23 protein-coding genes are annotated in these 26,165 nt (G+C 43.4%); 15 read left to right on the top strand and 8 right to left on the bottom strand.

Features of this window, described 5'->3' with window-relative positions; all coding sequences use genetic code 11:
- Positions 1–774 precede the first annotated feature (774 nt).
- Positions 775–3,087 carry an AAA family ATPase gene (locus K8B83_RS18770; RefSeq protein WP_188739485.1) on the top strand — a complete coding sequence of 771 codons (2,313 nt, stop codon included), beginning with the start codon at positions 775–777 and terminating at the stop codon, positions 3,085–3,087.
- Positions 3,088–3,321: 234 nt separating this feature from the next.
- Here K8B83_RS18770 and K8B83_RS18765 read toward each other — a convergent pair whose 3' ends face one another.
- The 5 genes from K8B83_RS18765 to K8B83_RS18745 form a co-directional block, all read right to left on the bottom strand.
- Positions 3,322–3,666, bottom strand: coding sequence for a DUF3634 family protein (locus K8B83_RS18765; RefSeq protein WP_188739486.1), 345 nt, complete (start codon positions 3,664–3,666; stop codon positions 3,322–3,324).
- Positions 3,667–4,155: 489 nt separating this feature from the next.
- Positions 4,156–4,878: a TorF family putative porin gene (locus K8B83_RS18760; RefSeq protein ID WP_223418657.1), complete on the bottom strand. Its 723-nt coding sequence runs from the start codon at positions 4,876–4,878 to the stop codon at positions 4,156–4,158.
- A 124-nt stretch (positions 4,879–5,002) separates the two neighbouring features.
- Complete coding sequence (locus K8B83_RS18755) at positions 5,003–5,380, bottom strand: cupin domain-containing protein (RefSeq protein ID WP_223418655.1); 378 nt, start codon at positions 5,378–5,380, stop codon at positions 5,003–5,005.
- 9 nt (positions 5,381–5,389) lie between these two features.
- The gene (locus K8B83_RS18750) at positions 5,390–6,889 is read right to left on the bottom strand and encodes a CoA-acylating methylmalonate-semialdehyde dehydrogenase (protein ID WP_223418653.1); all 1,500 of its coding nucleotides are present in this window, start codon (positions 6,887–6,889) and stop codon (positions 5,390–5,392) included.
- A gap of 29 nt (positions 6,890–6,918) precedes the next feature.
- Positions 6,919–8,271 carry an aspartate aminotransferase family protein gene (locus K8B83_RS18745; protein ID WP_223418651.1) on the bottom strand — a complete coding sequence of 451 codons (1,353 nt, stop codon included), beginning with the start codon at positions 8,269–8,271 and terminating at the stop codon, positions 6,919–6,921.
- A 347-nt stretch (positions 8,272–8,618) separates the two neighbouring features.
- Here K8B83_RS18745 and K8B83_RS18740 point away from each other — a divergent pair, with 347 nt between their 5' ends.
- The 7 genes from K8B83_RS18740 (at position 8,619) to K8B83_RS18710 (ending at position 16,338) form a co-directional block, all read left to right on the top strand.
- The gene (locus K8B83_RS18740) at positions 8,619–10,115 is read left to right on the top strand and encodes an aldehyde dehydrogenase (protein WP_188740138.1); all 1,497 of its coding nucleotides are present in this window, start codon (positions 8,619–8,621) and stop codon (positions 10,113–10,115) included.
- A gap of 150 nt (positions 10,116–10,265) precedes the next feature.
- Positions 10,266–10,682: a VanZ family protein gene (locus tag K8B83_RS18735; RefSeq protein ID WP_188740137.1), complete on the top strand. Its 417-nt coding sequence runs from the start codon at positions 10,266–10,268 to the stop codon at positions 10,680–10,682.
- 51 nt (positions 10,683–10,733) lie between these two features.
- Positions 10,734–11,567 (top strand): sulfurtransferase, encoded by an 834-nt coding sequence (locus tag K8B83_RS18730; RefSeq protein ID WP_188740136.1) that lies wholly within the window; start codon positions 10,734–10,736, stop codon positions 11,565–11,567.
- Between the two features lie 391 nt (positions 11,568–11,958).
- Complete coding sequence (aguA, locus tag K8B83_RS18725; protein ID WP_188740135.1) at positions 11,959–13,071, top strand: agmatine deiminase; 1,113 nt, start codon at positions 11,959–11,961, stop codon at positions 13,069–13,071.
- Between the two features lie 78 nt (positions 13,072–13,149).
- Positions 13,150–14,862 (top strand): amidase, encoded by a 1,713-nt coding sequence (locus K8B83_RS18720; protein ID WP_188740134.1) that lies wholly within the window; start codon positions 13,150–13,152, stop codon positions 14,860–14,862.
- 207 nt (positions 14,863–15,069) lie between these two features.
- Positions 15,070–15,306 (top strand): hypothetical protein, encoded by a 237-nt coding sequence (locus K8B83_RS18715; protein WP_188740144.1) that lies wholly within the window; start codon positions 15,070–15,072, stop codon positions 15,304–15,306.
- Positions 15,307–15,444: 138 nt separating this feature from the next.
- Positions 15,445–16,338 (top strand): NAD-dependent epimerase/dehydratase family protein, encoded by an 894-nt coding sequence (locus tag K8B83_RS18710; RefSeq protein WP_188740133.1) that lies wholly within the window; start codon positions 15,445–15,447, stop codon positions 16,336–16,338.
- A gap of 79 nt (positions 16,339–16,417) precedes the next feature.
- Here the strand turns inward: K8B83_RS18710 and K8B83_RS18705 are convergent, their stop codons facing one another.
- Both K8B83_RS18705 and K8B83_RS18700 read right to left on the bottom strand, forming a co-directional pair.
- On the bottom strand, positions 16,418–16,711 hold the full coding sequence (locus tag K8B83_RS18705) for a type II toxin-antitoxin system RelE/ParE family toxin (RefSeq protein ID WP_188740132.1): 294 nt from the start codon (positions 16,709–16,711) through the stop codon (positions 16,418–16,420).
- Positions 16,711–16,950: a type II toxin-antitoxin system ParD family antitoxin gene (locus tag K8B83_RS18700; RefSeq protein ID WP_188740131.1), complete on the bottom strand. Its 240-nt coding sequence runs from the start codon at positions 16,948–16,950 to the stop codon at positions 16,711–16,713. The genes K8B83_RS18705 and K8B83_RS18700 overlap by 1 nt, the downstream gene beginning before the upstream one ends.
- A 166-nt stretch (positions 16,951–17,116) precedes the next feature.
- Between K8B83_RS18700 and K8B83_RS18695 the strand changes: the two genes are divergently transcribed.
- The 3 genes from K8B83_RS18695 to K8B83_RS18685 all read left to right on the top strand — a co-directional run bounded on the left by K8B83_RS18695 (position 17,117) and on the right by K8B83_RS18685 (position 18,555).
- Positions 17,117–17,524 (top strand): GFA family protein, encoded by a 408-nt coding sequence (locus tag K8B83_RS18695; RefSeq protein WP_188740130.1) that lies wholly within the window; start codon positions 17,117–17,119, stop codon positions 17,522–17,524.
- Positions 17,525–17,884: 360 nt separating this feature from the next.
- Positions 17,885–18,064 (top strand): hypothetical protein, encoded by a 180-nt coding sequence (locus K8B83_RS18690; protein ID WP_188740129.1) that lies wholly within the window; start codon positions 17,885–17,887, stop codon positions 18,062–18,064.
- A gap of 332 nt (positions 18,065–18,396) precedes the next feature.
- Entirely contained in the window at positions 18,397–18,555 is a 159-nt protein-coding gene (locus K8B83_RS18685) for a hypothetical protein (RefSeq protein WP_188740128.1), read from the top strand.
- Between the two features lie 1,053 nt (positions 18,556–19,608).
- On the opposite strand, the gene K8B83_RS18680 is transcribed toward K8B83_RS18685, so the two are convergent.
- Positions 19,609–20,916, bottom strand: coding sequence for an NAD(P)/FAD-dependent oxidoreductase (locus tag K8B83_RS18680; RefSeq protein WP_223418650.1), 1,308 nt, complete (start codon positions 20,914–20,916; stop codon positions 19,609–19,611).
- Between the two features lie 230 nt (positions 20,917–21,146).
- On the opposite strand from K8B83_RS18680, the gene K8B83_RS18675 reads away from it, so the two are divergent.
- The 4 genes from K8B83_RS18675 to K8B83_RS18660 all read left to right on the top strand — a co-directional run bounded on the left by K8B83_RS18675 (position 21,147) and on the right by K8B83_RS18660 (position 26,033).
- The gene (locus tag K8B83_RS18675; RefSeq protein WP_188740126.1) at positions 21,147–21,695 is read left to right on the top strand and encodes a cupin domain-containing protein; all 549 of its coding nucleotides are present in this window, start codon (positions 21,147–21,149) and stop codon (positions 21,693–21,695) included.
- Between the two features lie 703 nt (positions 21,696–22,398).
- Entirely contained in the window at positions 22,399–23,163 is a 765-nt protein-coding gene (locus K8B83_RS18670) for a gamma-glutamyl-gamma-aminobutyrate hydrolase family protein (RefSeq protein ID WP_188740125.1), read from the top strand.
- A 2-nt stretch (positions 23,164–23,165) separates the two neighbouring features.
- Entirely contained in the window at positions 23,166–24,521 is a 1,356-nt protein-coding gene (locus tag K8B83_RS18665) for a glutamine synthetase family protein (RefSeq protein ID WP_188740124.1), read from the top strand.
- Between the two features lie 126 nt (positions 24,522–24,647).
- Positions 24,648–26,033: an aspartate aminotransferase family protein gene (locus K8B83_RS18660; protein ID WP_223418648.1), complete on the top strand. Its 1,386-nt coding sequence runs from the start codon at positions 24,648–24,650 to the stop codon at positions 26,031–26,033.
- The last annotated feature ends 132 nt before the right edge of the window (positions 26,034–26,165 follow it).

Below are 26,165 nucleotides of genomic sequence, written 5' to 3'. Positions count from 1 at the left end.
GTAAACCCATCCCTGGGCGCTCTGCGAAAACATCCATGTTTTCGAAGGTCATAGCCGCGATTACATCCGCCGTATGGGTATCTTCGATTCAACCTAGTTTGTAATTTAAGATCTAACGCATTTATGGACAAAACTACCTTCTTGTCGTCCCAACTCTTACGTCGTCTCGGTAGTGTTTTTGAGCCGGGACCTAGGTGTTTTGCTTTTTATGGTTTTCAGCCACTAACGCTTCAGGCTGCAATTCCACCCTGAACGGCCAAATACGGCGTCGTCCCGGCAATGCTCTTGAGCCGGGACCCAGGTGTTATTTTTGCTTTGAACATTTGTGCAGGATTTGCTGTGAGTGACTCTGCTTTACTGCTTTATTGTCACACTAGGCAACAATACTCAATGCAATCACTTCTATGACACGCGGTAAACCCATCCCTGGGCGCTCTGCGAAAACATCCATGTTTTCGAAGGTCATAGCCGTGATTACATCCGCCGTATAGTTATCTTCGATTTAACCTAGTTTGTTATTTAAAGATTTAACGCATTTATGGACAGAAGTGCGTTAGTGCAAAGGGTCTAAAAATGGGTAGTGGGATTAGTAAATGTATTGGTATCAGTTAAAGTTTACACTGACCCCACATATCAAAGTTTACACTGACCCCACATATCAAAAGTTTACACTGACCCCACATATCACAGTTCTGGACAACATAACCATGTTAGTATGCCTTTAATCCCATATTAACCTTGCGCAAATAAACGCAACTAACTGAAAAATTAGAAATGCTAGAAAGAATAATAAAAATTGAAAACATCAAGCAATGGCAACACAAGAGAGCATTGACTCAAGGGTTTGATAAGCTAAACCTGATCTACGGCCGAAATGGCTCTGGTAAGTCTACGCTAAGTAAGGTCTTTAATTTTATCAATGAAAACGACAAAGCTGCGATAGAAGCGTTAAAGCCTCAAGAATCTGATGGTGTACCAGCTCTCAACCTTCGAGTTGGCGGTAAAAACATAACGCTAAACTCGCTTCAAACACCGTTTAATTTTCAAGTATTCAATCAAGAGTTCATTGATAGTAACCTTTATATTCCTAATGCTAAAGATCGTAGTCAACTCACTAATTATTATGAGTTTTCATTAGGTAAAGTATCAGTATTAAAGGAACAAGAGATTGATACACTTAAAGCAGAAATTGACGCTATCAACGTTCAGCTAAGCCCAATTGATACAAGACTTACTACGACATTTCCCAGCAAAACAGTTGCTAAAATCCGTGGTATAAAAGCTACTCCTAACGCTGATGCTGAGATTGCAAGTCTTGAAGCTCAAATCCAAGATTTGAAGAGTGTAGAACACTACAAGAGCCGTAAAAAGCCTACCCCCCTGGCTCTGACTAAGCCAGATTTAGATACAAGCATCTTCACACTAAACATCGAGAGTCTGTCAAAAGAAGCACAAGAAAAAGTTGAGCTGCACATTGCTAGTAATCTTAAAGAGCGTGATGTTATGTGGCTTGAAACAGGCACTCAACTGGTAAACGAATCAGACAATTGCCCTTTTTGCGCTCAACCTCTTGTAAACTCCAATATCTTTAGGCTGTATCAGGACTTCATTAATGATTCGTACACTAAAGCTAGTGATAAGTTCGAACATGATAGTGACCAGTTCGAATTAGATGTAAGAGACATTGGTTGTAAAATTGAAGAATTAGAAGCTCTAGTGAAATCCAATAGTGAGATTATCAAAACTTGGTCAGATCGCATCACAGGCTTCAATCCTCAATATGATTTTAAAGACCTTAATTCTTTATCAACATCAATCGTATTTGAATGTGTCAACCTGATCAAAGAGAAGAAAAAAGACTTATTGTTAAAAACTAATTTCACCAAGTTCAATCAACTATTTGATAGTCTTTTCAATAGGTTTGATTTCTCGGCATACAACAGTGAAGTGCAAGAATTTAACGAGCAAGTTACTAAGTTTTTGAACCAACTAGCAACTGGTTCAACTCAAGATCTCCAAGCCAAGATCGACAACATTGAAGAAACCAAAAAGCGTTTTGAGACTGAAATAGTTGAAGATTTGGTTAATCACAAGTCTCTGTCTGATGACAAAAAAGACAAGACTAAGAGGATCAAAGAACTAAAAGAAGAAATTGATAAAGATCAGGAAGATAGCATTAAAACACATAAAGATTCTATTAACCTGCTATTGAAAAACTTTCACTCAATGATACGAATCAAAGAGCTTGATAAGGACAATAAAGGTAGAGGCGGTTCAACTCGTCTTAAGTATGTAATAACCTTTATCGACAAAGAACTTTCAGTTGAAAATGTGGATGATAACAAACACATTTTTGAGCACGTTCTGAGTCTCGGTGATAGATCTGCTCTCGCTCTAGCATTTTTCTTATCTAAGTTTGCCAAGCCTAATAGCGACGATTCCATCGTTGTTTTAGATGATCCTATGTCATCCTTAGATAACTACCGCAAAGACGCAACTATCGTTGAGATCGAAAAGCTGATTAACAACGGCTATCAAACCATCGTATTTAGTCACGATCCATTCTTTTTATCTGAGATTCAAAAATACTCGATATTATCTCAACATACCAAGTGCTTTGAGATTGATGTGACATATAAAAAGTCAGATCCTCTTAAGCCTGACAGTTCTCAATACATATCTAGTCAAATGGTAGAAAGAAGCGACTATGACTCTCACGTTCTTCACTCCTACCACAAAGAATATAATAAGCTCTATGATTTTGTTGCTGACGCCAAAGATGAATCAAAGGTTGAAGTGGCTCGTTCTATTCGCCCTATTTTAGAAGCACACCTACGCTTCTTATACCCTAGAGAGTTTAACGGAGGTATTTGGCTAGGTAATATGATTACGATTATTCGAGATGAGACAGATCCTAATAGTCACTTCTACGATAAACACAATCAGATAAGCCAAATCACTAAAATTAATGAATTTTCTAAGGCGTTTCATCACGCTGATGGTTTTGATACTAAGATTCAAAGCTTAGATCTACAAACCGTTCAATCGTACGCTCAAGAAACGCTGCTATTCGTTACTGGTATTTAAAAAACACCTCAAAAAGCTCTGCCTTATCGGTAGAGTTTTTCTGTATTAGGTTTTCTCATAGTGCAGTAAACGACCGTAACAAGGTTTGGGGCAGACATATGTTAGACCTTAATGAGTTCTTCACCAAAAGTGCAAAAACCAAACTTTAACATGTGCGCACTGCAAGATGATTAATCTTCGCAGTTGTAAAAAATGGACTCAATTGAGTCCATTTTTATTGGTGGTCAATAACGATTAACCTTTTAATTTTGATGAGTCTTGTTGTTTTTTATCGTAGTACTCAAACGGAAATTGATTGCGAATTTGTTGGGTTAAATTGTCACCCACGTTGGCAGAAACATGCAGGCGCACGTGTCCTGATTTTTCAGCCCTCACGGTGCAAGTGAGTTTATTTGTTTTGGCAATTGTGCGGCATTCGCGTTCAAAGCGCTCTGGGATTTTACCTTTGTGGCTTGTTAGCTTTCCGTCTTTAAAATGCATTTCAAACAGTGTTAGCCCGCGACTGCCGCTAAAAATGAGTTTATAGGCTAAAAAGAACAGCCCAACAATAATGAGGATTTTTATGATGTTGTCAGCCATTGTTCGCTCCTTTGTGGCGTTTATTTTTTTACTATACCCAATCAACCAGAAGATGCTCAAACCATGCATCTTCTGCGATACTATGTAAGGGTAAGATACTCTCGTAACACCTGTATGCAATGTTATTTTGTTGAAATCTATGAGCAAGATCGAATACTGATAAAAACCGCTTATCAAGTAAATATTTTGTGACACATTTATTAGGTCAATATGGACGTTATAATTAATTTAAGGACAAATTTATGCCTATCTCTAATGCAGCGCGTTGGACCGAAATCTGTGAAATTTAAACTAAATTAATGCGCGGGCTTGCTCACCAATTTCCACAACGTAGCCAGCAACTCAATCACATTGCTGATGGTTGGCAAGGGGTAAAGCAACAGGCACAAGGCCAGGGTGTGGCAGTAAAGTAATGCTAAACTTGATAAAAAACCGCCAATGGCGGTTTTTATCGATATACCATATAGCCCATGGGCTTATTCATTACGCTTAAAATGCATAGCTCACGCTAGCTAATAAGGTGCCAGAGTTTTTATAAACCCCAGAGTTAACTTCATAATCACCATCGATATCCGTGTCTAGGTACGCCACAGAAACCGCAAAGCCGCTAAACTCTGTTGATACGCCAATAGAGTAATCTGAGTAGCTGTCAAAGCCTTCACCGTCATCAATGGCGTCGCCAAAGTTATAGCCATAATGTAAGTCTAGGCTCCAATCTTCGGCAAATCCCCAGCTGTAGTTAATTTCAGTGTAATGAAGGGCTAAATCACTTCCGCCATAATCATCGGTATACCAGTATGCGGCTCTAAAACCATTAAAATCGATACCCGCGCTGACTTCTAAATAGTCTAACTCACTGTCACCTGGGTAGTTGTAACGGTAAAGCGTTAGGTCATAACTGGTGTCATCGTTAATTTCGCCGTAGTAACCTGCATAGAGATCTACTTCAACGTCCGGGCCATTATAACCTGGCTCATCAAAGTCGACATTACTGCCCCAGGCACCTACAAAAAAGCCGCTATCGTGGCTCCAGTCAATGTTGGCTTGCAGTGCTGGGTCGCCTGCAGTTTGTGATACACCACGAAAGCGGTAATCGTTAGTCACGCTTACCGCGCCAGACACTTCTGCCATAGCAAGAGGTGCAAGCAGGGTAGCTGATAGTGTTAATCCGCTTAACAGTGCAATTCGCGTTCTTTTAAATGTTGTCGACACGATATTATCTCCATTTACATAAAGTACAGCAGCTAGTATTGATGATTTTTAGCCACTGCGTATGCCACATATCAGAAGCAAAACTCATACCTAGGTTTTGTCTGTACCGCATGGCGGTTAAACGTTATGTTTGTGCAGGTTGCTGCTCAAACATTACGTAGATTTTTTTACAATGTTCAATGACTTCCCACGTGCCAATAAAGCCCGCGGGTATAACAAATTTATCGCCAGCTTTAACCGTTAAACTCTTGCCCTGGCTGTCGGTGATCATGCTGCTACCTTCGAGTATGTCGCAATATTCATATTCGCTGTAATTTACATTCCAACTGCCAGCTTCGCTTTGCCATATCCCAACATTAAATTGTTTGCAGGGACTTTCGAAATGATTTTGTACTGACTGAAGTGGGTTACCTGTGATACGTTTTTCATCGGCTAAGTAATACGACTCAACCTCGGTAGATTGGCCACTAAATAGGGTGATATCGCTTATGTATTTATTCATGATGCTCACTTACTTCATGGTCGGCATAATAAAGGCCGATGGTTCGTTACTGTCGATTTTCGCTTGTGGCCAACGGGCGGTAATGGCTTTGCGCTTAGTATAAAAACGCACACCATCAGGCCCATGCATGTGTAGCGGCCCAAATAGTGAGCGCTTCCAGCCACCAAAGCTATGAAAGGCCATTGGCACAGGGATTGGCAGGTTTACCCCAACCATACCCACTTCAACATGATGGCAAAAATGCCGTGCAACCTGACCACTTTGAGTGAAAATGGCCGTGCCATTACCAAACTCGTGCTGATTAATGAGTGCTAATGCGTCGGCATAATTGTCTACTCGCACAATGGCCAGCACAGGGCCAAAAATTTCTTGCTGGTAAATGCTCATTTGCGGGGTGACATGGTCAAATAAGCAGGCGCCTAAAAAGTAACCTTGCTGATGATCGCTAATGCTGATGTCGCGCCCATCGACCAGCAATGTTGCCCCTTCATTAATACCGGCTTCAACGTAGCTGCGAACTTTGGCTAAATGCTGCGCTGAAATAAGTGGTCCCATGTCCATTTCTGGTGTGATGCCACTCCCCACTTTTAAGGCGCTAATTTGCGGTAATAATTTATCGACCAGTTTGTCGCCCACATCACCCACTGCCAGCACGACAGAAATGGCCATGCATCGTTCACCCGCACTACCATATGCTGCACCCATTAGTGCATTAACAGCTTGATCTAAATCAGCATCGGGCATTAATAACATGTGATTTTTTGCTCCGCCCAATGCTTGCACTCGTTTACCGTGAGCAGATGCCGTGGTGTAGATGTATTCGGCAATTGGGGTTGAGCCTACAAAACTCACGGCTTTAATATCTGGGTGAGTGAGCAGGGCATCGACCGCTTCTTTATCGCCGTTGACGACGTTAAACACTCCATCTGGTAAACCTGCCTGTTTGAGTAATTCAGCAATGAACATGACTGAGCTAGGGTCTTTTTCAGACGGTTTCATAATAAAGGTGTTGCCGCAGGCGATAGCAATCGGGAACATCCACATCGGTACCATTACCGGGAAATTAAATGGCGCAATACCGGCCACAACACCTAATGCTTGATTAACCGACCATGCGTCAACGCCGCCACCGACTTGTTGGGTGTGTTCGCCTTTTAATAAGTGCGGAATACCACAGGCAAATTCAACCACTTCAAGCCCGCGGGTAATTTCGCCTTTGGCGTCATCAAGCACTTTGCCATGCTCTAGGGTAATCAGTTCTGCTAACTTATCGACATGCTGCTCAACTAACGCTTTAAAGTTAAATAACACTCTAGCCCGATTAAGCGGGGTAACTTGTGACCAACTGTCAAACGCGGTTTTAGCAACAGCAATAGCAGCGGCTACTTCTGCCTGACTTGCTAGCGACACCTGGCCGCGAGCCTCACCTGTTGCTGGGTCGTAAATCGTTTGCGTGCGCTGACTAGCTTGGGTGCATTGCCCATTTAAATAATGGCTGATGGTAAGCATGAACTCTGTCCTTATCGGTATTTAATGGCTTATCCGGCTGCGATGATGGCGTCGGCAAGTTGATTGACCATGTCATCTATGTGTGATTTTTCGACAATTAATGGCGGCGATAGGGCAATGATATCTGCCGTTGCGCGCACTAGCGCGCCGTTTCTAAAGCAATGGTCAAATATGGCGTAGCCCCGTTTACCCACGCCTTTATCACTTGGGGCAAATTGAATGCCGGCAACCAGGCCTGTGTTGCGAATATCAATCACATTGGGCAAGCCTTTAAGGCTATGTACTGCCTGCTCAAAGTAAGCTTCGAGGCTTTTTGCGCGTTCAAACAGCTTTTCGTTTTCATAAATAGACAAGGTGGCTAGTGCTGATGCTGCGGCAACGGGGTGGCCGGAATACGTGTAACCATGAAAAAACTCAATTAACTCGTCTGGGCCTGCCATGCAGGTGTCGTGAATGGCATTGCTGACAAACACGGCGCCCATTGGGATCGCGCCATTGTTTATGGCTTTGGCGGTGGTGATAATGTCTGGCGTGACTTGCCAGCGCTCACTGGCAAAAGCGGCTCCCACACGGCCAAAGCCGGTAATGACTTCATCAAATATTAATAAGATACCGTGCTTTTGGGTGATTTCGCGCAGGCGTTTAAGGTATCCCTGTGGAGGTAAAATAACCCCGGCAGAACCAGACATGGGTTCAACGATGACGGCGGCAATGTTTTCAGCGCCGTGTAAGGTAATGAGCTGCTCAAGCACGTCGGCCTTATCTAAACCGTGCGGCGGGAGGCCATGGCTAAAGGCGTTGTTGGCAATGTCGAGGGTATGAGGTAGGTGATCTACACCGGGCAGAAGTTGCTGGCTAAAGGTTTTACGGTTATTACTGATACCACCAACAGAAATTCCGCCAAAACCAACACCGTGGTAGCCTAACTCGCGGCCAATAAAGCGTGTTCGGCTTGCTTGACCATTGGCTCGATGATAACAAAGTGCCATTTTGAGGGCCGTATCAACAGACTCTGATCCAGAATTGGTAAAAAACACATGGTCCAGGCCATCAGGGCTCATTTCACTGAGTTTATGCGCTAATTCAAACGCCAATGGATGACCCATTTGAAACGAGGGTGCATAGTCCATCTGGATTATTTGCTTACTGACCGCCTCAGAGATTTCTGCTCTACCGTGCCCGGCATTACAACACCATAATCCTGCTGTTGCATCGAGCACTTTATTGCCGTCAATGTCGGTGTAATACATTCCCTGGGCCGACACTAACAAGCGTGGATTTGCTTTAAATTGTTTGTTTGCGGTAAATGGCATCCAAAAATGGGCCATGTTAGGTCTTATTTGCGATGGATCGCCGGTTCCATTTTGCTGATATTCGCTCATATTTTGACTCTAAATTGGTAGCTACAATGGTTTATTCACCGCATACTGGTTAAATAATGAGTGATGAATATTTGCTATGCTATGTCAAAAATAATGAACGTAAAAGTGTTTTGTGCATTTATTTAAACTAAATAGGGCGATTTTGTAAAATATATTGAAAATCTCTTGCTGTTAAGCATAATCAGATGACAGTATTCAGTAAGGTGTTGTGCTCAATAGCGCTATTTAATACCAATCAGGATAAATAAGTGCTCAGAGATTGCTGATTGGTATAACTCGGCACTGCATTCTTGTTTAGCATCACATGGCGCGGTGCTTATCAATCTATATATTATTTCGAGGTCACAATGAGTACTCCAACAAGTCGTAGCGATTGGGAAGCACTGGCAGCCAGCTTACAAATTAATGGTAATGCCTTTATTAATGGTCAATATCAATCTGCTGCGTCTGGCGAAACGTTTGATTGCATTAGCCCAATTGATGGTAGATTGCTGGCCAAAGTGGCCAGTTGTGATTTAGAAGACGCCAATCTAGCTGTTGCCAAAGCTCGCGAGGTATTTGAAGCCGGTACCTGGGCAAATTTACCGCCGGTTAAGCGTAAGCAAGTCATGATAAAATTTGCTGATTTACTCGAAGCCAATGCCGACGAACTCGCACTACTTGAAACCCTAGACATGGGTAAACCCATTCAGCATTCAAAAGGCGTTGATGTTGTGGGCGCGGCGCGGGCCATTCGTTGGTCTGGTGAAGCAATCGACAAAGTTTACGATGAAATAGCCCCTACTGCACATAACGAGATTGGCATGATCACCCGCGAAGCCGTGGGAGTGGTTGCTGCGATTGTTCCATGGAATTTTCCCATGATTATGGCATGTTGGAAGTTAGGCCCATCACTCGCAACCGGTAACAGTGTTATTTTAAAGCCATCAGAAAAGTCGCCATTAACGGCCATTCGTATGGCTCAGTTAGCCCTAGAGGCGGGGATCCCAGCAGGCGTATTAAATGTGTTACCCGGTTTTGGTCATACCGTGGGTAAAGCATTAGCCTTACACATGGACGTAGATACCTTAGTGTTTACTGGATCAACTAAAATTGCAAAACAATTAATGATTTACGCTGGCGAGTCGAACATGAAGCGCGTGTGGTTAGAGGCTGGTGGCAAGAGCCCCAATATAGTGTTTAACGATGCGCCAGATTTAAAAGCCGCCGCAGAAGCTGCCGCAGTGGCCATTGCGTTTAACCAGGGTGAAGTTTGTACCGCAGGCTCTAGATTATTAGTGGAGTCGGGCGTTAAAGACGAGTTAATTAAACTGATTATTGACGAATTAAAAGGCTGGCAACCCGGACATCCGCTCGACCCCAAAACCACGTGTGGCGCGATGGTTGATCAGCAACAGTTAACTAATGTACTTAATTACATTAAAGCCGGTAGTGAGCAAGGTGCTACTTTGGTTGATGGCGGTAAGCAGGTGATGTCTGACACCGGCGGTATGTATGTACAGCCAACCATTTTTAGTAATGTTAAAAATGACATGCGCATTGCCTGCGAAGAGATTTTTGGCCCCGTATTATCGGTTATTGAATTTGATGGCATGGACGAAGCAATTAAGATTGCCAACGACACCATTTACGGTTTAGCCGCAGGGGTGTGGACATCAAATTTAAGTAAGGCGCATAAAACCGCTAAGGCGTTACGTAGTGGTATGGTGTGGATTAACCATTACGATGGCGGCGACATGACAGCACCATTCGGAGGTTATAAGCAGTCGGGTAATGGCCGTGATAAGTCATTACATGCCTTTGACAAATACACCGAAATCAAAGCGACCTGGATTGCTTTATAGTCATCATTCTGCCTGTGATGTAAACAAAGCCCTTTAGCAATAAAGGGCTTTTTTATTAAGTAAAATTAACGCCTCTTTTTGTTGTATTCGCGTAGACTCAAATTTCGATCCTTATCTAAAACTTCAACCGTTATGCATGGATGATGCGACATGACCCATACTCAATTTTCTCGATTATCACTCGCGGTAGCAGTGATTTTTTTCTGTTTTATCATTTGGATCATTTATTTAGCCAACACTGGTGGCCACAGTATGTTTTTTGATTTAATCCGCCACATTCCATATGGCGATAAACTGGGCCATATGCTGTTATTTGGACTGTTAACTTTTGTGGCCAATTTAGCGTTACAGAGTCGACACTTTACGCTTGGACGTATTCCGCTTTATTACGGTGCTGTGCTAGTGTCAATATTTGTTCTGTTTGAAGAGATTAGTCAGGGCTTTATTCCATCAAGAACGTTAGACATCATCGACTTAGCTGCCGATGCAGTTGGGATTATTTTATTTAGTTATTTAAGTGGCTTAACTCAAGGTATCCTCGACAAAAAGCGAGGTGTTGCTGCCTGAGTTAGGGTTAATTGGGTTGAGTTTTTATCGTAATTAATAGAGAGGTTTAATGTGAATTCTCCTTTAGTGACCACAGATTGGCTGGCGTTACATCTTGAAGATCCCGATCTCGTTATACTCGATGCCAGCATGGAAGTTGTATTAGGTAAAGAGCCCCTTGTTTATGATGAGCTATACGTTATACCTGGTGCAATATCATGCCAACTGGATAAGCTTTTTTTCGAGCATCACTCACCGCAAACCCATGCCATGCCAACGCCTGAACAATTTACCGAGGCGGCTAAAACATTGGGTATTACTCATAACAGCACAGTGGTGATTTACGATGATCAGGGGATCTATTCTGCCCCTCGCGCCTGGTGGACGTTTAAAGCCATGGGATTTGAAAAAGTGTTTGTGCTTGATGGCGGGTTGCCGCAGTGGCGCGCTGAAGGTAAAGACACGGTTCGCCAATTTGCCAGCCCAACTCAGGCTGGCGATATAAAAGGGCGTTTATTGCAACATAAAGTATGCGACACCGAATTTGTATTAACTCACCTTGGCCACGCTAATGTGGATATTATTGATGCTCGCGCAGCAGGGCGTTTTAATGGCACATCACCTGAGCCGCGTGTTGGTATGCGCAGTGGGCATATTCCTGGCTCGTTAAACTTACCGTTTGCCCAGGTGCTAAGCGGCTTTAAAATGAAGTCGACTAAAGAGCTACACACCATTTTTGCCAACCTTGATACCAGCAATAATGCCCAACGGGTGTTTAGTTGTGGCTCTGGTATCACTGCATGTATTTTGATTTTAGCCTCCTATGTTGCAGGCCATCACCAAGCCGCATTATACGATGGTTCATGGGCGGTATGGGGCGGTGATGCCACGCTGCCAATCGAGTAAGTATTTGTAAATAGTGTTGAGTGCAAAGAGGGCGCTTTTGGCTTGTTATCTCCCTCTTTGCAAAACCTCGCTGGTATAAACCAAGGTTAGCCACATCTGCTTAATATCATCTTGGCTATTTGTGGTGGTATTAATGCTGTATCGCCTGTTTTAGCCTACCCATTTTGGCACACAACTATTTAGTGTAAGCCGCCTTAAATGATATGATATGCAACTGTATTTTTAAAACGCTAAGCGACTTCTAGTAGGATGCGTTAATGTGGCTTAGACCCGCGTGGTAAATGCGGAAATTCGATTGATTCATTTGATTAATGTTTGGTGTATTTCAATTTTTGCGCCCACGCAGTGGCGCACACCTTTATAGTTTTAAGCATTACTGGAGACAAAATTCATGACAAACGTGACTATGCAAGCCACGCAGTTAACCACTAAGCCTGTACAGGATGGTTTTAGCATGCCAGCCGAGTGGGCTGCGCAACAAGCTGTGTGGATGCTTTGGCCATATCGCCCTGATAACTGGCGCTCTGCAGGCGCTTATGCTCAGGCAACATTTGCCAAAGTAGCCGATGCGATAGGCGCAGTGACTCCCGTATTCATGGGGGTGCCTAAGGCATTTTTAGCAGAGGCTAAAACAGTCATGCCTGCTCACGTTACCCTAGTCGAAATAGACAGTAACGATTGTTGGGCCCGCGATACAGGCCCAACCGTTGTCGTTAATGACAAAGGTGAATGTCGTGGAATCGATTGGGGTTTTAATGCCTGGGGCGGCCATAACGGCGGCTTATATTTTCCTTGGGATAAAGACGAACTCGTTGCGCAGCAAATGATAAAGCAGCATGGTTTTGAGCGCTATCAAGCGCCGCTGATCCTTGAAGGTGGCTCTATTCATGTTGATGGTGAAGGCACCTGCATGACCACTGCTGAGTGTTTACTTAACAGTAACCGCAACCCAGATTTGAGCCGTGAGCAGATAGAAGCATTATTGTCTGACTATTTAAATGTAAAGCAATTTATCTGGTTACCCGATGGCGTATACATGGATGAAACCGACGGACACATCGATAATATGTGTTGTTTTGCTCGCCCAGGTGAAGTGATTTTACATTGGACCGATGATCAAAACGATCCGCAATATCCTCGTTCAAAAGCTGCGCTCGATATTTTGCAAAACACTGTCGATGCACAAGGCCGTAAGCTGAAAATTCATTTATTGCCACAACCAGGCCCTTTGTATTGCACAGAAGAAGAAGCACAAGGGGTTGAACAGGGTACTGGTGTACCGCGTATGGCAGGTGAGCGTTTAGCTGGTTCATATGCGAACTTTTTAATTACCAATAATCGTATTGTGTTCCCGCTACTTGACCCTGCAACTGACGATATTGCGGCACAAAAATTACAAGAGATTTTCCCTGAGTATGACATTGTTGGTGTGCCTGCCCGTGAGATTTTATTAGGTGGCGGTAATATCCATTGTATTACTCAACAAATCCCCTCTGGAAAATAAGTAAACCCAAGGAGAACGCAATGACCCATTATGTCACTGTTGTTTCATCACAATTGGCTTTCAAGGAGAGGTCGTAACATGTTTGAAGTCACTGAGGTTTCTATTGCCGAGTTGCGTGCAGCCCTCGAATCTGGCCGCACCACGGCGGTTGAGTTGGTGAAGTCTTATTTTGCCCGGGCAGATGCATATGACGGCCCAGCAACAGAAACCAAGCTCAATGCGCTGGTGGTTCGTAATCCTGATGCGCTCAAGGAAGCAGAAGAATCTGACGCCCGCCGTGCGCGTGGTGAACCCCTTAGCCCGCTTGATGGTATTCCTTACACGGCTAAAGACAGCTACTTAGTTAAAGGGTTGACTGCAGCATCTGGCAGCCCAGCATTTAAAGACTTGCTTGCTCAATACGATGCTTTTGCCGTTGAGCGTTTGCGCGGAGCGGGTGCGATTTGTTTAGGTAAAACTAACATGCCGCCTATGGCAAATGGTGGCATGCAGCGTGGTCATTACGGCCGCGCCGAAAGCCCATACAATGCTAATTATCTTACCGCTCCTTTTGCTTCAGGCTCATCTAACGGTGCCGGCACAGGGACTGCGGCGAGTTATTCTGCGTTTGGTTTAGCAGAAGAGACATGGTCAAGCGGTCGTGGGCCTGCATCAAACAATGGTCTATGTGCCTACACCCCATCTCGAGGGGTTATTTCAGTACGCGGTAATTGGCCATTAACCCCTACTATGGACGTTGTAGTGCCTTACACTCGTACTATGGCTGACATGCTTGAAGTGCTCGATGTTATTGTGGCAGACGACCCTATCACTCGCGGCGATCTATGGCGTCTGCAACCTTGGGTTGAGATCCCTAAAGCATCAGCTGTGCGCCCGTCATCTTATTTAGACCTTGCCGCCGGTGCCGACTCGCTCAAAGGCAAGCGCTTTGGTGTGCCGCGTATGTACATTAATAAAGATGAGTTGGCTGGCACGAGTGAAAATCCGGGTATTGGTGGCCCAACTGGCCAACGTATTCATACTCGTGCTTCGGTTATCGACTTATGGGAAGCTGCCCGCAAGGCGCTTGAGTCGGCTGGCGCAGAGGTCATTGAAGTCGATTTTCCGTTAGTGTCTAACTGCGAAGGCGATCGCCCTGGCGCTCCGACGGTATTTAACCGCGGCATTGTGTCTCCAGAGTTTCTTGAAGATGAGCTTTGGGCATTATCTGGTTGGGCTTTTGATGAGTTTTTGCGAGCCAACAATGACCCTAAACTGAACAAATTAGCTGATGTAAACGGCCATTTGATATTTCCACATGATCTAGGCACTTTGCCAAACCGTGAGGGCGACCTTGCAGCAGGCATGGATGAGTACGTCAACATGGCCAAAAGAGGGCTTAAGTCGTATAACCAAATCGACAGTGTACCCGATGGTCTGCGCGGCTTAGAAAAAACCCGTAAGCTCGATTTAGAAGACTGGATGGACGAACTGAAGCTTGATGCCGTGTTATTTCCAACAGTGGCCGATGTAGGGCCAGCCGATGCGCATGTTAATCCTGCATCTGCTGACATCGCCTGGAGCAACGGTATCTGGGTGGCTAACGGTAACCTTGCTATCCGTCATTTAGGCGTACCCACGGTAACCGTGCCAATGGGGATTATGGCCGATATTGGCATGCCTGTTGGGTTAACCTTTGCAGGCCGAGCCTATGACGACAATAACTTACTCAAGTTTGCCGGTGCATTTGAGGCTACGGGTAACAAACGTGTTATACCGCCACGCACACCCGTGCTAGGTCATCAGCGTTAAATTTAAGTGCTTTGCACAATAGCAAAACGGGATTAGCTTGCATGAGTTAATCCCGTTTTTTAACATTAGCACTTGGTTGTTTTAAGATATTGAAATTTAGATTTTTAAAATTGGCCTAGAGCGTAAATTGCACGCAATGACTAAATCTCTACTACGTACTTCCCCGATAATGTTAAAATCTTCGCATCAGAATTACCGAGAAACTCAATGTTTATCCATCATGTTAACGGCATCGACTGGCTAGAGGGTCGAACACCCAAGCAAAAAAGTGAACTGCTATTTGATAGTATGGATGATTTCATTTTATATATGGATGACAATGAAGATCTGAATGCAAAACTGAAAGACCAACGAATTAAAATGATGTTTGTGCTGGGCGTGTCTACTATAGCTGCATTGATTCTCTTTCATAAGACAAAAGCAAAAGAGAATGTAAGTGAGTGAGTCTAACAAGCTCGTGCAATCTGATCTCCGGCCACAGCCACCTTTTGTGAAAAAAGCCGCACAAAAGGCGCCAGTAGCCTCCGGCAGTTGACGCGGGCGTTAGCTACTTTGATGTCAATAATTAGTAAGGTGCCGTGAATGAGAATATTGGTAACAGGCTCTGCGGGTAGAGTAGGGCGTGCAATCTATATTAAATTAATGCGAACACATGACGTAGTCGGCATTGATAAAACGCCGTGCTCAACAGCTGATTACATTGGTGATATTCGTGATAGTGCTCTGATTGGTGGGGCTCTTGAAAATATTGATGTGATCATTCATACCGCCGCTCTTCATGCTCCTCATGTTGGCTTAGTGCCTGATTCAGAGTTTCAATCAATCAACGTAGACGCAACTGAGAAACTGGCTTTGGCTGGCGTAAAAGCAGGTATTAAGCACTTTATTTTTACCAGTACAACTGCGTTGTACGGTTATGCTTCGACGCCTAAAGGTATTGCTGGTTGGGTTAATGAACAAGTTACTCCGCAACCCAAGTCGATTTATCATAAAAGTAAAATTGCTGCTGAAACTAAGCTAGAAGAAATTTCAAAGCTGTTTCAGCTTCCAGTGACTGTGCTGCAAATGTCGAGGTGCTTTCCTGAGCCTGCGGATTTAATGGCAGTATTTCGTCTGACTCGTGGTATTGATGCTCGTGATGTAGCAAATGCTCATTTATGTGCTGCGGAAAAACGCTTAAGTGGTTTTAATCGTTTTATAATCTCAGGTAGAACACCTTTTCATCTTTCTGATTGCCAAGCTCTATATACTGAAGCTGGATCTGTCATCAAACGTAAGTGCCCTGAAATCGCCTTAGCATTTAGACAAAGAAATTGGCAATTACCTCAAAGCTTAGACCGTGTGTATGATTCATCGTCCGCACATGACAAATTAGGTTGGTCACCCATACATGGTTTTGAAAGCGTTTTGGAAATGCTAGATACCGAAACAGCAGAAGTATTACCAATGTTGAAACCACGCAAACAAAGCAATTAAGTCGGATTCAATGTGCGTGCCGACTCGCTTACGCTCAAACATCGCACGTGTATGTCAGCGCTGTTTGGGGCGTTATATTTCAGAGAGCGCGGTTAACATCCATACTTTTGTGTAATATTCTTACAATTAAAATTTGGTTTGTTTTATGTTCTTTATAATAAATTATGTGACTACCCTGAGGCTGTTTTCGATAACCTTCACTTATATAGTCACAATTAACTCCCAGCATAGGTTCATCGGCTAATTGATGGAAAGTATTATCTAACAGTTTTAAATAATCATTTCGCTGTGCTGTTCCCCAAGTTAACTGAGTATACTTGGCTACTTTTATTAAATCGCTTTTAGCTTTACCTGATAATTCGAATTTCGACATTAGTGGCTATCTTGGTCCAGCTCTGAAATCAAAGAATCATACGAGTAATCTGTAACGCCACTGTTTTCACCTTCAGTTAGCATATTGCGTAAATTCATTATCTTTGTTTCTTGATCTTCTAAAACTCGTAAACCAGCACGCACAACTTCACTTGCTGAGCCATAACGACCTGATTTAAGTTGCTGATTTATAAATTGATCAAAATGTTCGCCTAATGTTACGCTTGTATTCTTAGCCATAATGTAAAACCTTTGCAGTACCAATATATATTGGATTATGGTACTAAAAATATAACAAGGCAATTAAACGGACAAAAAACAGTCGGCTTTTTGCTGCGTCGTCGTTTCCTTTAGCCAGCAATTACTCACCGCTTAAGGCACCGATGAAATATAGGACGAATGATCAATGAGTAAAAAATTAACTGGAGAATGCCTTTGCGGAGCAGTAAAGTTTTCTGTTGAGAATCACTTTAAAGCGTTCTATCAATGCCATTGCAAACAATGTCAGAAACTAACTGGCTCAGCCTTTGCTTCAAACATCTTCACTGAACCTGATAATATTCAGTGGTTGGCGGGTAAAGAGAAAGTGACTGAATATGAACATGAGACAAGGGAATTTTCAAAGTCCTTTTGCAGTGTGTGTGGCTCAGCTGTACCTTTTATAAATAAAACAAAAACCTCATTAATTGTGCCAGCAGGTTCTCTTAATGAGTTGCCAACTATGGCACCACAGGCCAACATATTTACCTCTGAAGAGGCATGTTGGTTAAAATCGGGATTTAAGGCTGAGAGCTTCAGTGGCTTTCCCAAGTAACACTTTAACAAGGCTGTCAAAAGGGCTTTTTTGCATACATTTCGTTTAGGATGGCTTCGCCACTTTCCCCCAAACTAGGTTCCACAAAAACACCTATTACAGATCCGTTGAGACTGTAGAAATTCTCTTGTTATTGAAAAATAGCTATTTTTAGGATTCCAAAGGCATTACCTAGTGCTTTTAATAACCAGTTGGGTTGGGTGGCCATATTTTGCTCGGCTTAAAAGCCTTACCGTGACGACGTTAGAGTTGAGACGACAAGAAGTTAGTTTTCAAGCTTTTGCCCATAAATGCGTCAAATCTTTAAATAACAAACAAGGTTGTATCGAAGACAACCATACGGAGGATGCAATCGCGGCTATGACCTTCGAAAACATGGATGTTTTCGTAGAGCGCCCATGGATGGGTTTACCGCGTGTCATAGAAGTGATTTCATTTGAGTATCGATACCTAGTGGTAAAGCAAACACCTGGATCCCGGCTCAAAAGCATTGCCGGGACGACGCCGTATTTGGCCGTTCAGGGTGGAATTGCAGCCTGAAGTGTTAGTGGCCGAAAACCATAAAAAGTAAAACACCTGGATCCCGGCTCAAGAGCATTACCGGGACGACGTGAGAGTTGGATGATGTGAAAGTGGCAAAGAAGCTTTGTCCATAAATGCGTTAGATTTTTCAGTAACAAACAAGGTTGCATCGAAGATAACCATACGGCGGATGTAATCGCGGCTATGACCTTCGAAAACATGGATGTTTTCGTAGAGCGCCCATGGATGGGTTTACCGCGTGTCATAGAAGTGATTTCATTTGTGTATCGATACCTAAAACCTTAGTTTCTTTGAGTTAAATGTTATAAAACATCCCTATCCAGAAATGCGTGAAGTCTTTAAATAACAAACAAGGTTGCATCGAAGATACCCATACGGCGGATGTAATCGCGGCTATGACCTTCGAAAACATGGATGTTTTCGTAGAGCGCCCATGGATGGGTTTACCGCGTGTCATAGAAGTGATTTCATTGAGTATCGATACCTAGTGGTAAAACAAACACCTGGATCCCGGCTCAAGAGCATTGCCGGGACGACGCCGTATTTGGCCGTGCAGGGTGGAATTGCAGCCTGAAGTGTTAGTGGCCGAAAACCATAAAAAGTAAAACACCTGGGTCCCGGCTCAAGAGCATTACCGTGACGACGTTAGAGTTGGATGATGTGAAAGTAGCAAATAAGCTTTGTCCATAAATACGTCAAATTTTTCAGAACAAACAAGGTTGCATCGTAGACAACCATACGGCGGATGTAATCGCGGCTATGACCTTCGAAAACATGGATGTTTTCGCAGAGCGCCCAGGGATGGGTTTACCGCGTGTCATAGAAGTGATTTCATTTGAGTATTGATACCTAGTGGTAAAACAAACACCTGGATCCCGGCTCAAGAGCATTGCCGGGACGACGCCGTATTTGGCCGTTCAGGGTGGAATTGCAGCCTGAAGTGTTAGTGGTCGAAAACCATAAAAAGTAAAACACCTGGGTCCCGGCTCAAGAGCATTACCGGGACGACGTGAGAGTTGGATGATGTGAAAGTAGCAAATAAGCTTTGTCCATAAATGCGTTAGAAGCTTCAGCTTGAAATGCCAAAATTCAACTCTGAACTTGAGGCCGTTGAAGAAAATGACGTGAGTCCAGACATGGATGTCTGGCTAGCTTTGGAGGGGAAGGGACGCCCCATCTGAAGCGTTAGCATATTACGAATAAGGCTCAAGAACACTCAGACGAAGTTAAAAGCTGGATCTGACCACGTCGCGAAATTATCGCTTTTCAGATAATTTTGATGTGGCGGCTGGGAGTTCCAAGAGGGAACAGCCGTTGGTTTCCTCTTGGTCTGGTGTGGGCGAAGCGCCACGACGTTAGTGGCCGCAGGCCATTACAAACAGCTCACTTTAGTCTGAGTTAGGTAGCTTCTAAAATAGCGTCCTGCTTTCGTTGGCTGCTCTTGCTCAGGTGTGGGCTAAGCGCCACGATGTTAGTGGCCGTAGGCCATAAAAAAGATGCAAAGGTTGACCCTTTGCCAGCCGGCAGCAAATCCAACTACTCTAGAGTAAATCTTTCATTCTGTGATACAACATACCTGCTGCGAGCATCGGTGATCTTAGCATTGGGCCGCCTGGAAAGGTGATGTGTTTAATGTCGTTAAACACATCGATACGTTGTGACTGTTGACTAATGGCTTCGGCAATTAATCTTGCAGCCATGTGGGTGGCGTTAACGCCGTGGCCAGCATAGGCCTGGGCAAAGTAGATGTTAGCGGCGTCAGGTAAACGGCCTATTTGTGGCATGCGGTTAGCTCCAATACCCATCATGCCGCCCCACTCATAATCAATTTTAACGCCTTTAAGTTGTGGAAATACCTTTTCAAGATTGGGTCTTAAAGCCGCTTCAATATTTTTGGGGTCTTTGCCTGAATAGGTGCATAAACCGCCAAATAATAATCGGCGATCTGCTGATAAATGAAAATAATCTAACGCTACCCTCATGTCTGCAAATGCCATATTTTGCGGAATAATACTGGCACATTGCTGTGATGTTAAAGGCTCAGTAGCCAGTAAATACGTGCCTGTGGGTAATACTTTACCGCCAAGGTAAGGGCTTAACGTATTGCCGATATAACCGTTGCCAGCAATGACTAAGTAGTCACAGGTTACCTGACCTTGCGCTGTTATCACTTTGGGTTTATCACCTTTAATGATTTTTTCAGCGGCGCTGTACTCAAATAATTGCGCGCCTAACTCTCGTGCGACTCGTGCCTCGCCTAAAGCTAAATTTAGCGGGTGCAAATGGCCACTGCCCATGTCGACAAGCGCGCCTTGGTAAAAGTTGGAGCCAATGACCTCACCAATTTGGTTGCGATTTAGCAGTTTAATTGGTTTTTGATAACCTTGGTTTTTAAGATCTTGATATTCTTCGGCTAAATCATCCATGTGCCTGGGTTTTACTGCAAGGTCGCAATAGCCCATGTGCAGATCGCAATCGATGCTGTGCTCGTTAATGCGATCAATCACAATTTCAACAGCCTCAAACCCCATTTGTTGAATTGATTTTACGCCTTGTTCACCAATTTCGTTTTTAAATTGGCTTGCATCATGACCTATTCCGCGGATGAGTTCACCGCCATTGCGGCCGGAGGCACCCCAACCAATCCGTTTTGCTTCTAATAACGCGACGCTATAGCCGCGTTGTCTTAGCTCAATGGCGGTGTTGATACCACTAAATCCTCCGCCAATAATGCACACATCGACGTTGATGTTTTCTGTTAATTTGGGGTATTCAAATAGATTGTTAGCCGTCGCTACATAAAAGGAGTCTGGATAGTGTTGGCTGTGAATAGGGGATTTTACTGACATAAAGACTCCATGTTATTGATTTTCTTGCGGTCAATAACGTAAAAACTAATAGCGATTAAGGAAAAAAGATGCACAAGGTGTGCATTTTATTTAACACTTATTTGATGTAAAATACAATTCCTTTGATTTATGCCTGCTAACGTGATTAATTGATATTGAGTGTTGTATAAGTGTTAATAATCTACAACACGTTACATGATTATTTACCTATCCAATCTAGGAGAACGAATTTGGACATTGGTGCAAGCCTAAAAGCTGTTCGTAAGTTGAAAGGTTTATCACAGCGTGAGTTAGCGAAACGCGCTGGGGTGACTAATAGCACAATTTCAATGATAGAAAAAAACAGCGTAAGCCCATCTGTCAGCTCGCTAAAAAAAGTGCTGGCTGGGATCCCAATGTCACTTGTGGATTTTTTCTCAATAGATGATGGTTCTATTGGCGATCAAAAAGTGGTTTATCGTGCCAATGAATTACTTGATATCGGTACGGGTGATCTTGTCTATAAGTTAATCGGCCGAGATTACCCTAATCGTGCCATGTCTTTAATGAGCGAAACATACCCCATTAATTCTGATACCGGTCCAGACATGCTGCAACATGAGGGCGAAGAAGGCGGGGTCATTGTAGAAGGCAAATTAGAAGTCACTGTGGGCGAAGAAGTGTTTATTTTAGAAAAAGGTGACAGTTATTATTTTAATAGCCAGCAGCCACACCGTTTTCGAAATCCATTTGATGAACCCTGCCGTTTAGTCAGCGCAACCACGCCAGCCGATTTTTAACTCATCATCAAAAAGGGATAATTGATACCAATTCCACTAATTATCTGGTCATTCAGCGGGAATTCTGTGCCTTCTAGGCAAGTAATAGGATTGTAGGCATAGTTGCTCTACGTCAAAATACTATTAAGCAGCATAGAAGGCACAGAAACCCGCCTTGCAGGAGACGCTCAGACAGTCCATTTCTTTGTTGCATTGCCTTAGAAGGGAATAACCATTATTTCAACAATGCGCCTCAAACTGAACAGTCTGAGCGACTCTGATTGGTCACATAATTAATGGAAATGGTATGACAATAAAGCGCTTTTATCCCCCACCTTTTCTGCAATTAACTCACACTGTTTTACTGTGATGTACTCATTTTTTTGCTCATTTATGCGTTGATGAGTATAACGTTTTTTACTCCATAAAGTGGACGCCATAGCATTACAGCCGGTAAGGAAGGTGTAAATAATATAAAGCAATGACAGCCCTTTTACTGTGCATTTTGAGCACTATTATGGTGCAATATAGACCATAGTATGGCCATTTAACTCTGGACAATTATTTTAATACTGAGGTCAGTTAAACGTTACTGATGTGTTTTTGTGGGGTTTTATTTTTATCATCTTATCTCCTCTTGCCTAGCTAAAAAAATGCGTGTAGTGTGTGAAAAAATGAACACATAAACAATAAGTTCATCACTCTTCTTTGCTAAAGGTGAGATATGTCTCAATCAAGTCCTCCTCTTATTGGGGTAATAGCCTGTAATCATCAAATTGGCTTACATCCGTTTAATATCGTGGGTGAAAAATATTTACTCAGTGTTGTCAATGGTGCTAAAGGTTTTCCTTTAGTTATCCCATCTTTAGGTATTGATTTACCAACAGAAAGCTTACTTTCTCGACTCGACGGCATTTTGTTTACAGGTTCGCCATCCAATGTAGAACCTCATCATTATCAAGGCTTGCCTAGTGAAGAAGGCACTCACCATGACGCCAAGCGTGACGCTACAACCTTACCGTTAATTAAAGCCGCGATTGATTTGGGGATCCCTGTTTTGGGTATTTGCCGTGGCTTTCAAGAAATGAATGTGGTGTATGGCGGCAGTCTGTATCAAAAATTACATGAAGTTGGCACATATATTGAACATAGAGAAGACAAGCATGCTGCTCTTGATGTGCAATATGGGCCATCACATCAAATTAATTTGGTCGCTGGCGGGCTACTTCACGATGCATGGGGCTGTGACACTGCAGAGGTTAACTCTGTTCATACTCAAGGCGTGGAGCGTCTAGGTGAGGGGTTACAGCCAGAAGCATTTGCTCCAGACGGATTAGTTGAAGCATTTTCAGTGAAAAATGCCAAAAATTTTGCATTAGGTGTCCAGTGGCATCCTGAATGGAAAGTAACCGAAAATGCGTTTTATTCGGCTATTTTCGAGGCATTCGGGCAAGCTTGCAGGCAACATGCAGCAACACAAGTGAGATAAAAATGGATAAGTTAATCGCTTTTTTAAAAGAAAAAAAAATTACCGAAGTTGAATGTGTCATCAGTGATATGACAGGGATTGCGCGCGGTAAAATTGCGCCAGTTGATAAATTCATCGATGAAAAAGGCATGCGCCTACCAGAAAGCGTGTTATTGCAAACCGTGACCGGCGACTATATCGATGATGAAATATTTTATTCGTTGCTCGACGATGCAGATATCGATTTTGTGTGTGTGCCAGACGAAAACGCTGTGTTCATGTTGCCATGGACAGTAGAAGCAACCGCGCAAGTTATTCATGATTGTTATGACCGCATGGGTAATCCTATTGAATTGTCGCCTCGTAATGTGCTCAAAAGAGTACTTAAAATGTATGAGGATAAAGGCTGGGAGCCCGTTATTGCCCCAGAAATGGAGTTTTATTTAACTAAGCGCTCCGATGATCACGATTTACCTTTAAAGCCACCTATTGGCCGCTCTGGCCGTCCTGAGGCTGGCCGTCAGTCGTTTTCAATTGATGCTGCCAATGAATACGATCCGTTATTTGAAGACATGTACGATTGGTGTGAAGCCCAGGGGTTAGATATTGACACCTTGATCCATGAAGATGGCCCCGCACAAATGGAAATCAACTTTAGCCATGGTAATCCGCTTGAGTTAGCCGACCAGGTGTTTGTGTTTAAACGCACTCTACGTGAAGCCGCGCTAAAGCATGATGTGTGTGCCACCTTTATGGCTAAGCCTGTTACCGATGAGCCGGGCAGTGCAATGCACATTCATCAAAGCGTGATTGATAAAAAAACCGGTAAAAATATTTTTACCAAAGAAGACGGCACCCAAAGCCAGTTATTTTTAAATTACATTGCAGGCTTGCAGACCTATATTCCTGAGTTATTACCACTCATGGCGCCCAATGCGAACTCATTCCGTCGTTTTTTACCGGGTACATCTGCACCGGTAAACTTGGAGTGGGGTGTTGAAAACCGCACCTGCGGATTACGAATTCCTGAATCATCACCACAAAACCGCCGTATCGAAAACCGAATTCCTGGCGCCGATGCTAACTGCTACTTGGCGATTGCAGCGAGTCTGTTATGTGGTTTTATTGGTATGGATAAAAACTTACGCCCATCAACGCCTGTAAGTGGTCGTGCAAATGAAAGCCGTACCAATAACGAAAACTACCTGCCTGTCACATTAGAAGAAGCGCTAATGGTTATGCAAGAGAGCGAAGCCTGTATTGAGTATTTAGGCCAGTCATTTACCACAGGGTTTGTGGCAGTTAAACAAGCTGAGCTTGAAAACTTTAGGCGTGTAGTGAGCTCGTGGGAACGTGAGTTTTTATTACTAACAGTGTAATTATCGCTTTGTATAAAAACCGAGATTAACAAGAGTCAACGTTAAAAAGCCAATATAGATAGTGCTTTTGGTTGTGGATATGCAGATAACAAAGACTTTTTGTTATCTGCTTGAAAGGATACAAGTATGCCAACACCATCATTAAAACAGCAGCAAAAACTCGCCGATTTACAAACGGCAGATAAGCACCATTTTATACACCCATTTACCGACTCGAAAGGCTTAGCTGAAAAGGGCACTCGAGTTATTGAACGTGCAGAAGGGGTTTATTTGTGGGACGTTATGGGCCATAAGTTGCTCGATGCAATGGCGGGATTGTGGTGTGTCAATGTTGGCTACGGTCGTCAGTCCATTGTTGATGCTGTTGCAAAGCAAATGCAGCAATTGCCGTTTTATAACAGTTTCTTTCAGTGTTCACATCCACCGGCTATTGAGTTGGCGCAAAAAATAGCGTCACTTGCCCCTCCCCATATGAATAATGTGTTTTTTACTGGTTCAGGTTCTGAGTCAAATGACACTAATTTGCGTATGGTGAGGCGTTATTGGGATCTTAAAGGAAAACCCAATAAGAAAACCATTATTAGCCGTATTAATGCCTACCATGGCTCTACTGTTGCCGGTGCCAGTTTAGGTGGCATGTCGGGTATGCATGAGCAAGGTGATTTACCTATTCCTGGTGTTGTGCATATTGCCCAACCTTATTGGTACGCAGAAGGTAAAGGATTATCACCTGAAGATTTTGGTTTGCAAGCGGCTCAAGCACTTGAGACTAAAATTGTTGAATTAGGTGAAGACAATGTCGCGGCATTTATCGCAGAGCCTTTTCAAGGTGCTGGCGGCGTGATTATTCCACCATCGACATATTGGCCTGAAATTAAACGTATTTTAGCTAAGTACGATATTTTATTTATTCTGGATGAAGTGATTAGTGGTTTTGGCCGTACTGGTAAATGGTTTGCCGCCGATTATTTTGATTTACAACCAGATTTAATCTCTATTGCTAAAGGCATGACCTCGGGGTACGTACCCATGGGTGGCGTCATAGTGTCAGATCGCGTCGCCGATGTGATAAAGCAAGATTGCGGAGAGTTTACTCACGGTTTTACCTACTCAGGGCATCCTGTTGCGGCAGCTGCCGCATTAGAAAATATTCGTATTATTGAGCAAGAAAAGCTCGTTGAGCGCGTGGCCAAAGACACTTCGCCGTATTTACAATCGGCATTGCAGCAATTAGCCGAGCATCCGTTAGTGGGTGAAGTGCGTGGTATTGGCTTGGTTGCGGCCATTGAGTTAGTAAAAGATAAAGCCACGCATCAACGATTTGATTCAAATTTAGGTGTTGGCACGTTTTGTCGCGACGCCTGCATAAAGCATGGTTTGGTGATGCGCTCTGTAGGCGACACCATGATTATTTCACCGCCATTGACCATTAATTACGCAGAAATAGATGCGTTAGTGGCCATGGCAACCCAAGCGTTGAATGATACATACCAATATGTTCAAGATAAGTGACACTTGGGTGATGAATGAATATTGTAAATTTGTGATTTTTTAACCAAAAACATTTCTGCGATCTAGTAATCGAAAATGTTTTTGATAAAATCCGCAAAATTATAGGAGCGGATGCCGTTGCTGTAATCATAC

It is taken from the genome of Shewanella inventionis (genome assembly GCF_019931735.1).
In the GTDB taxonomy this organism is placed as follows: domain Bacteria; phylum Pseudomonadota; class Gammaproteobacteria; order Enterobacterales; family Shewanellaceae; genus Shewanella; species Shewanella inventionis.
The sequence above is the reverse complement of the archived record's forward strand: the minus strand, read 5'-3'. Positions and strand labels throughout refer to the sequence as shown.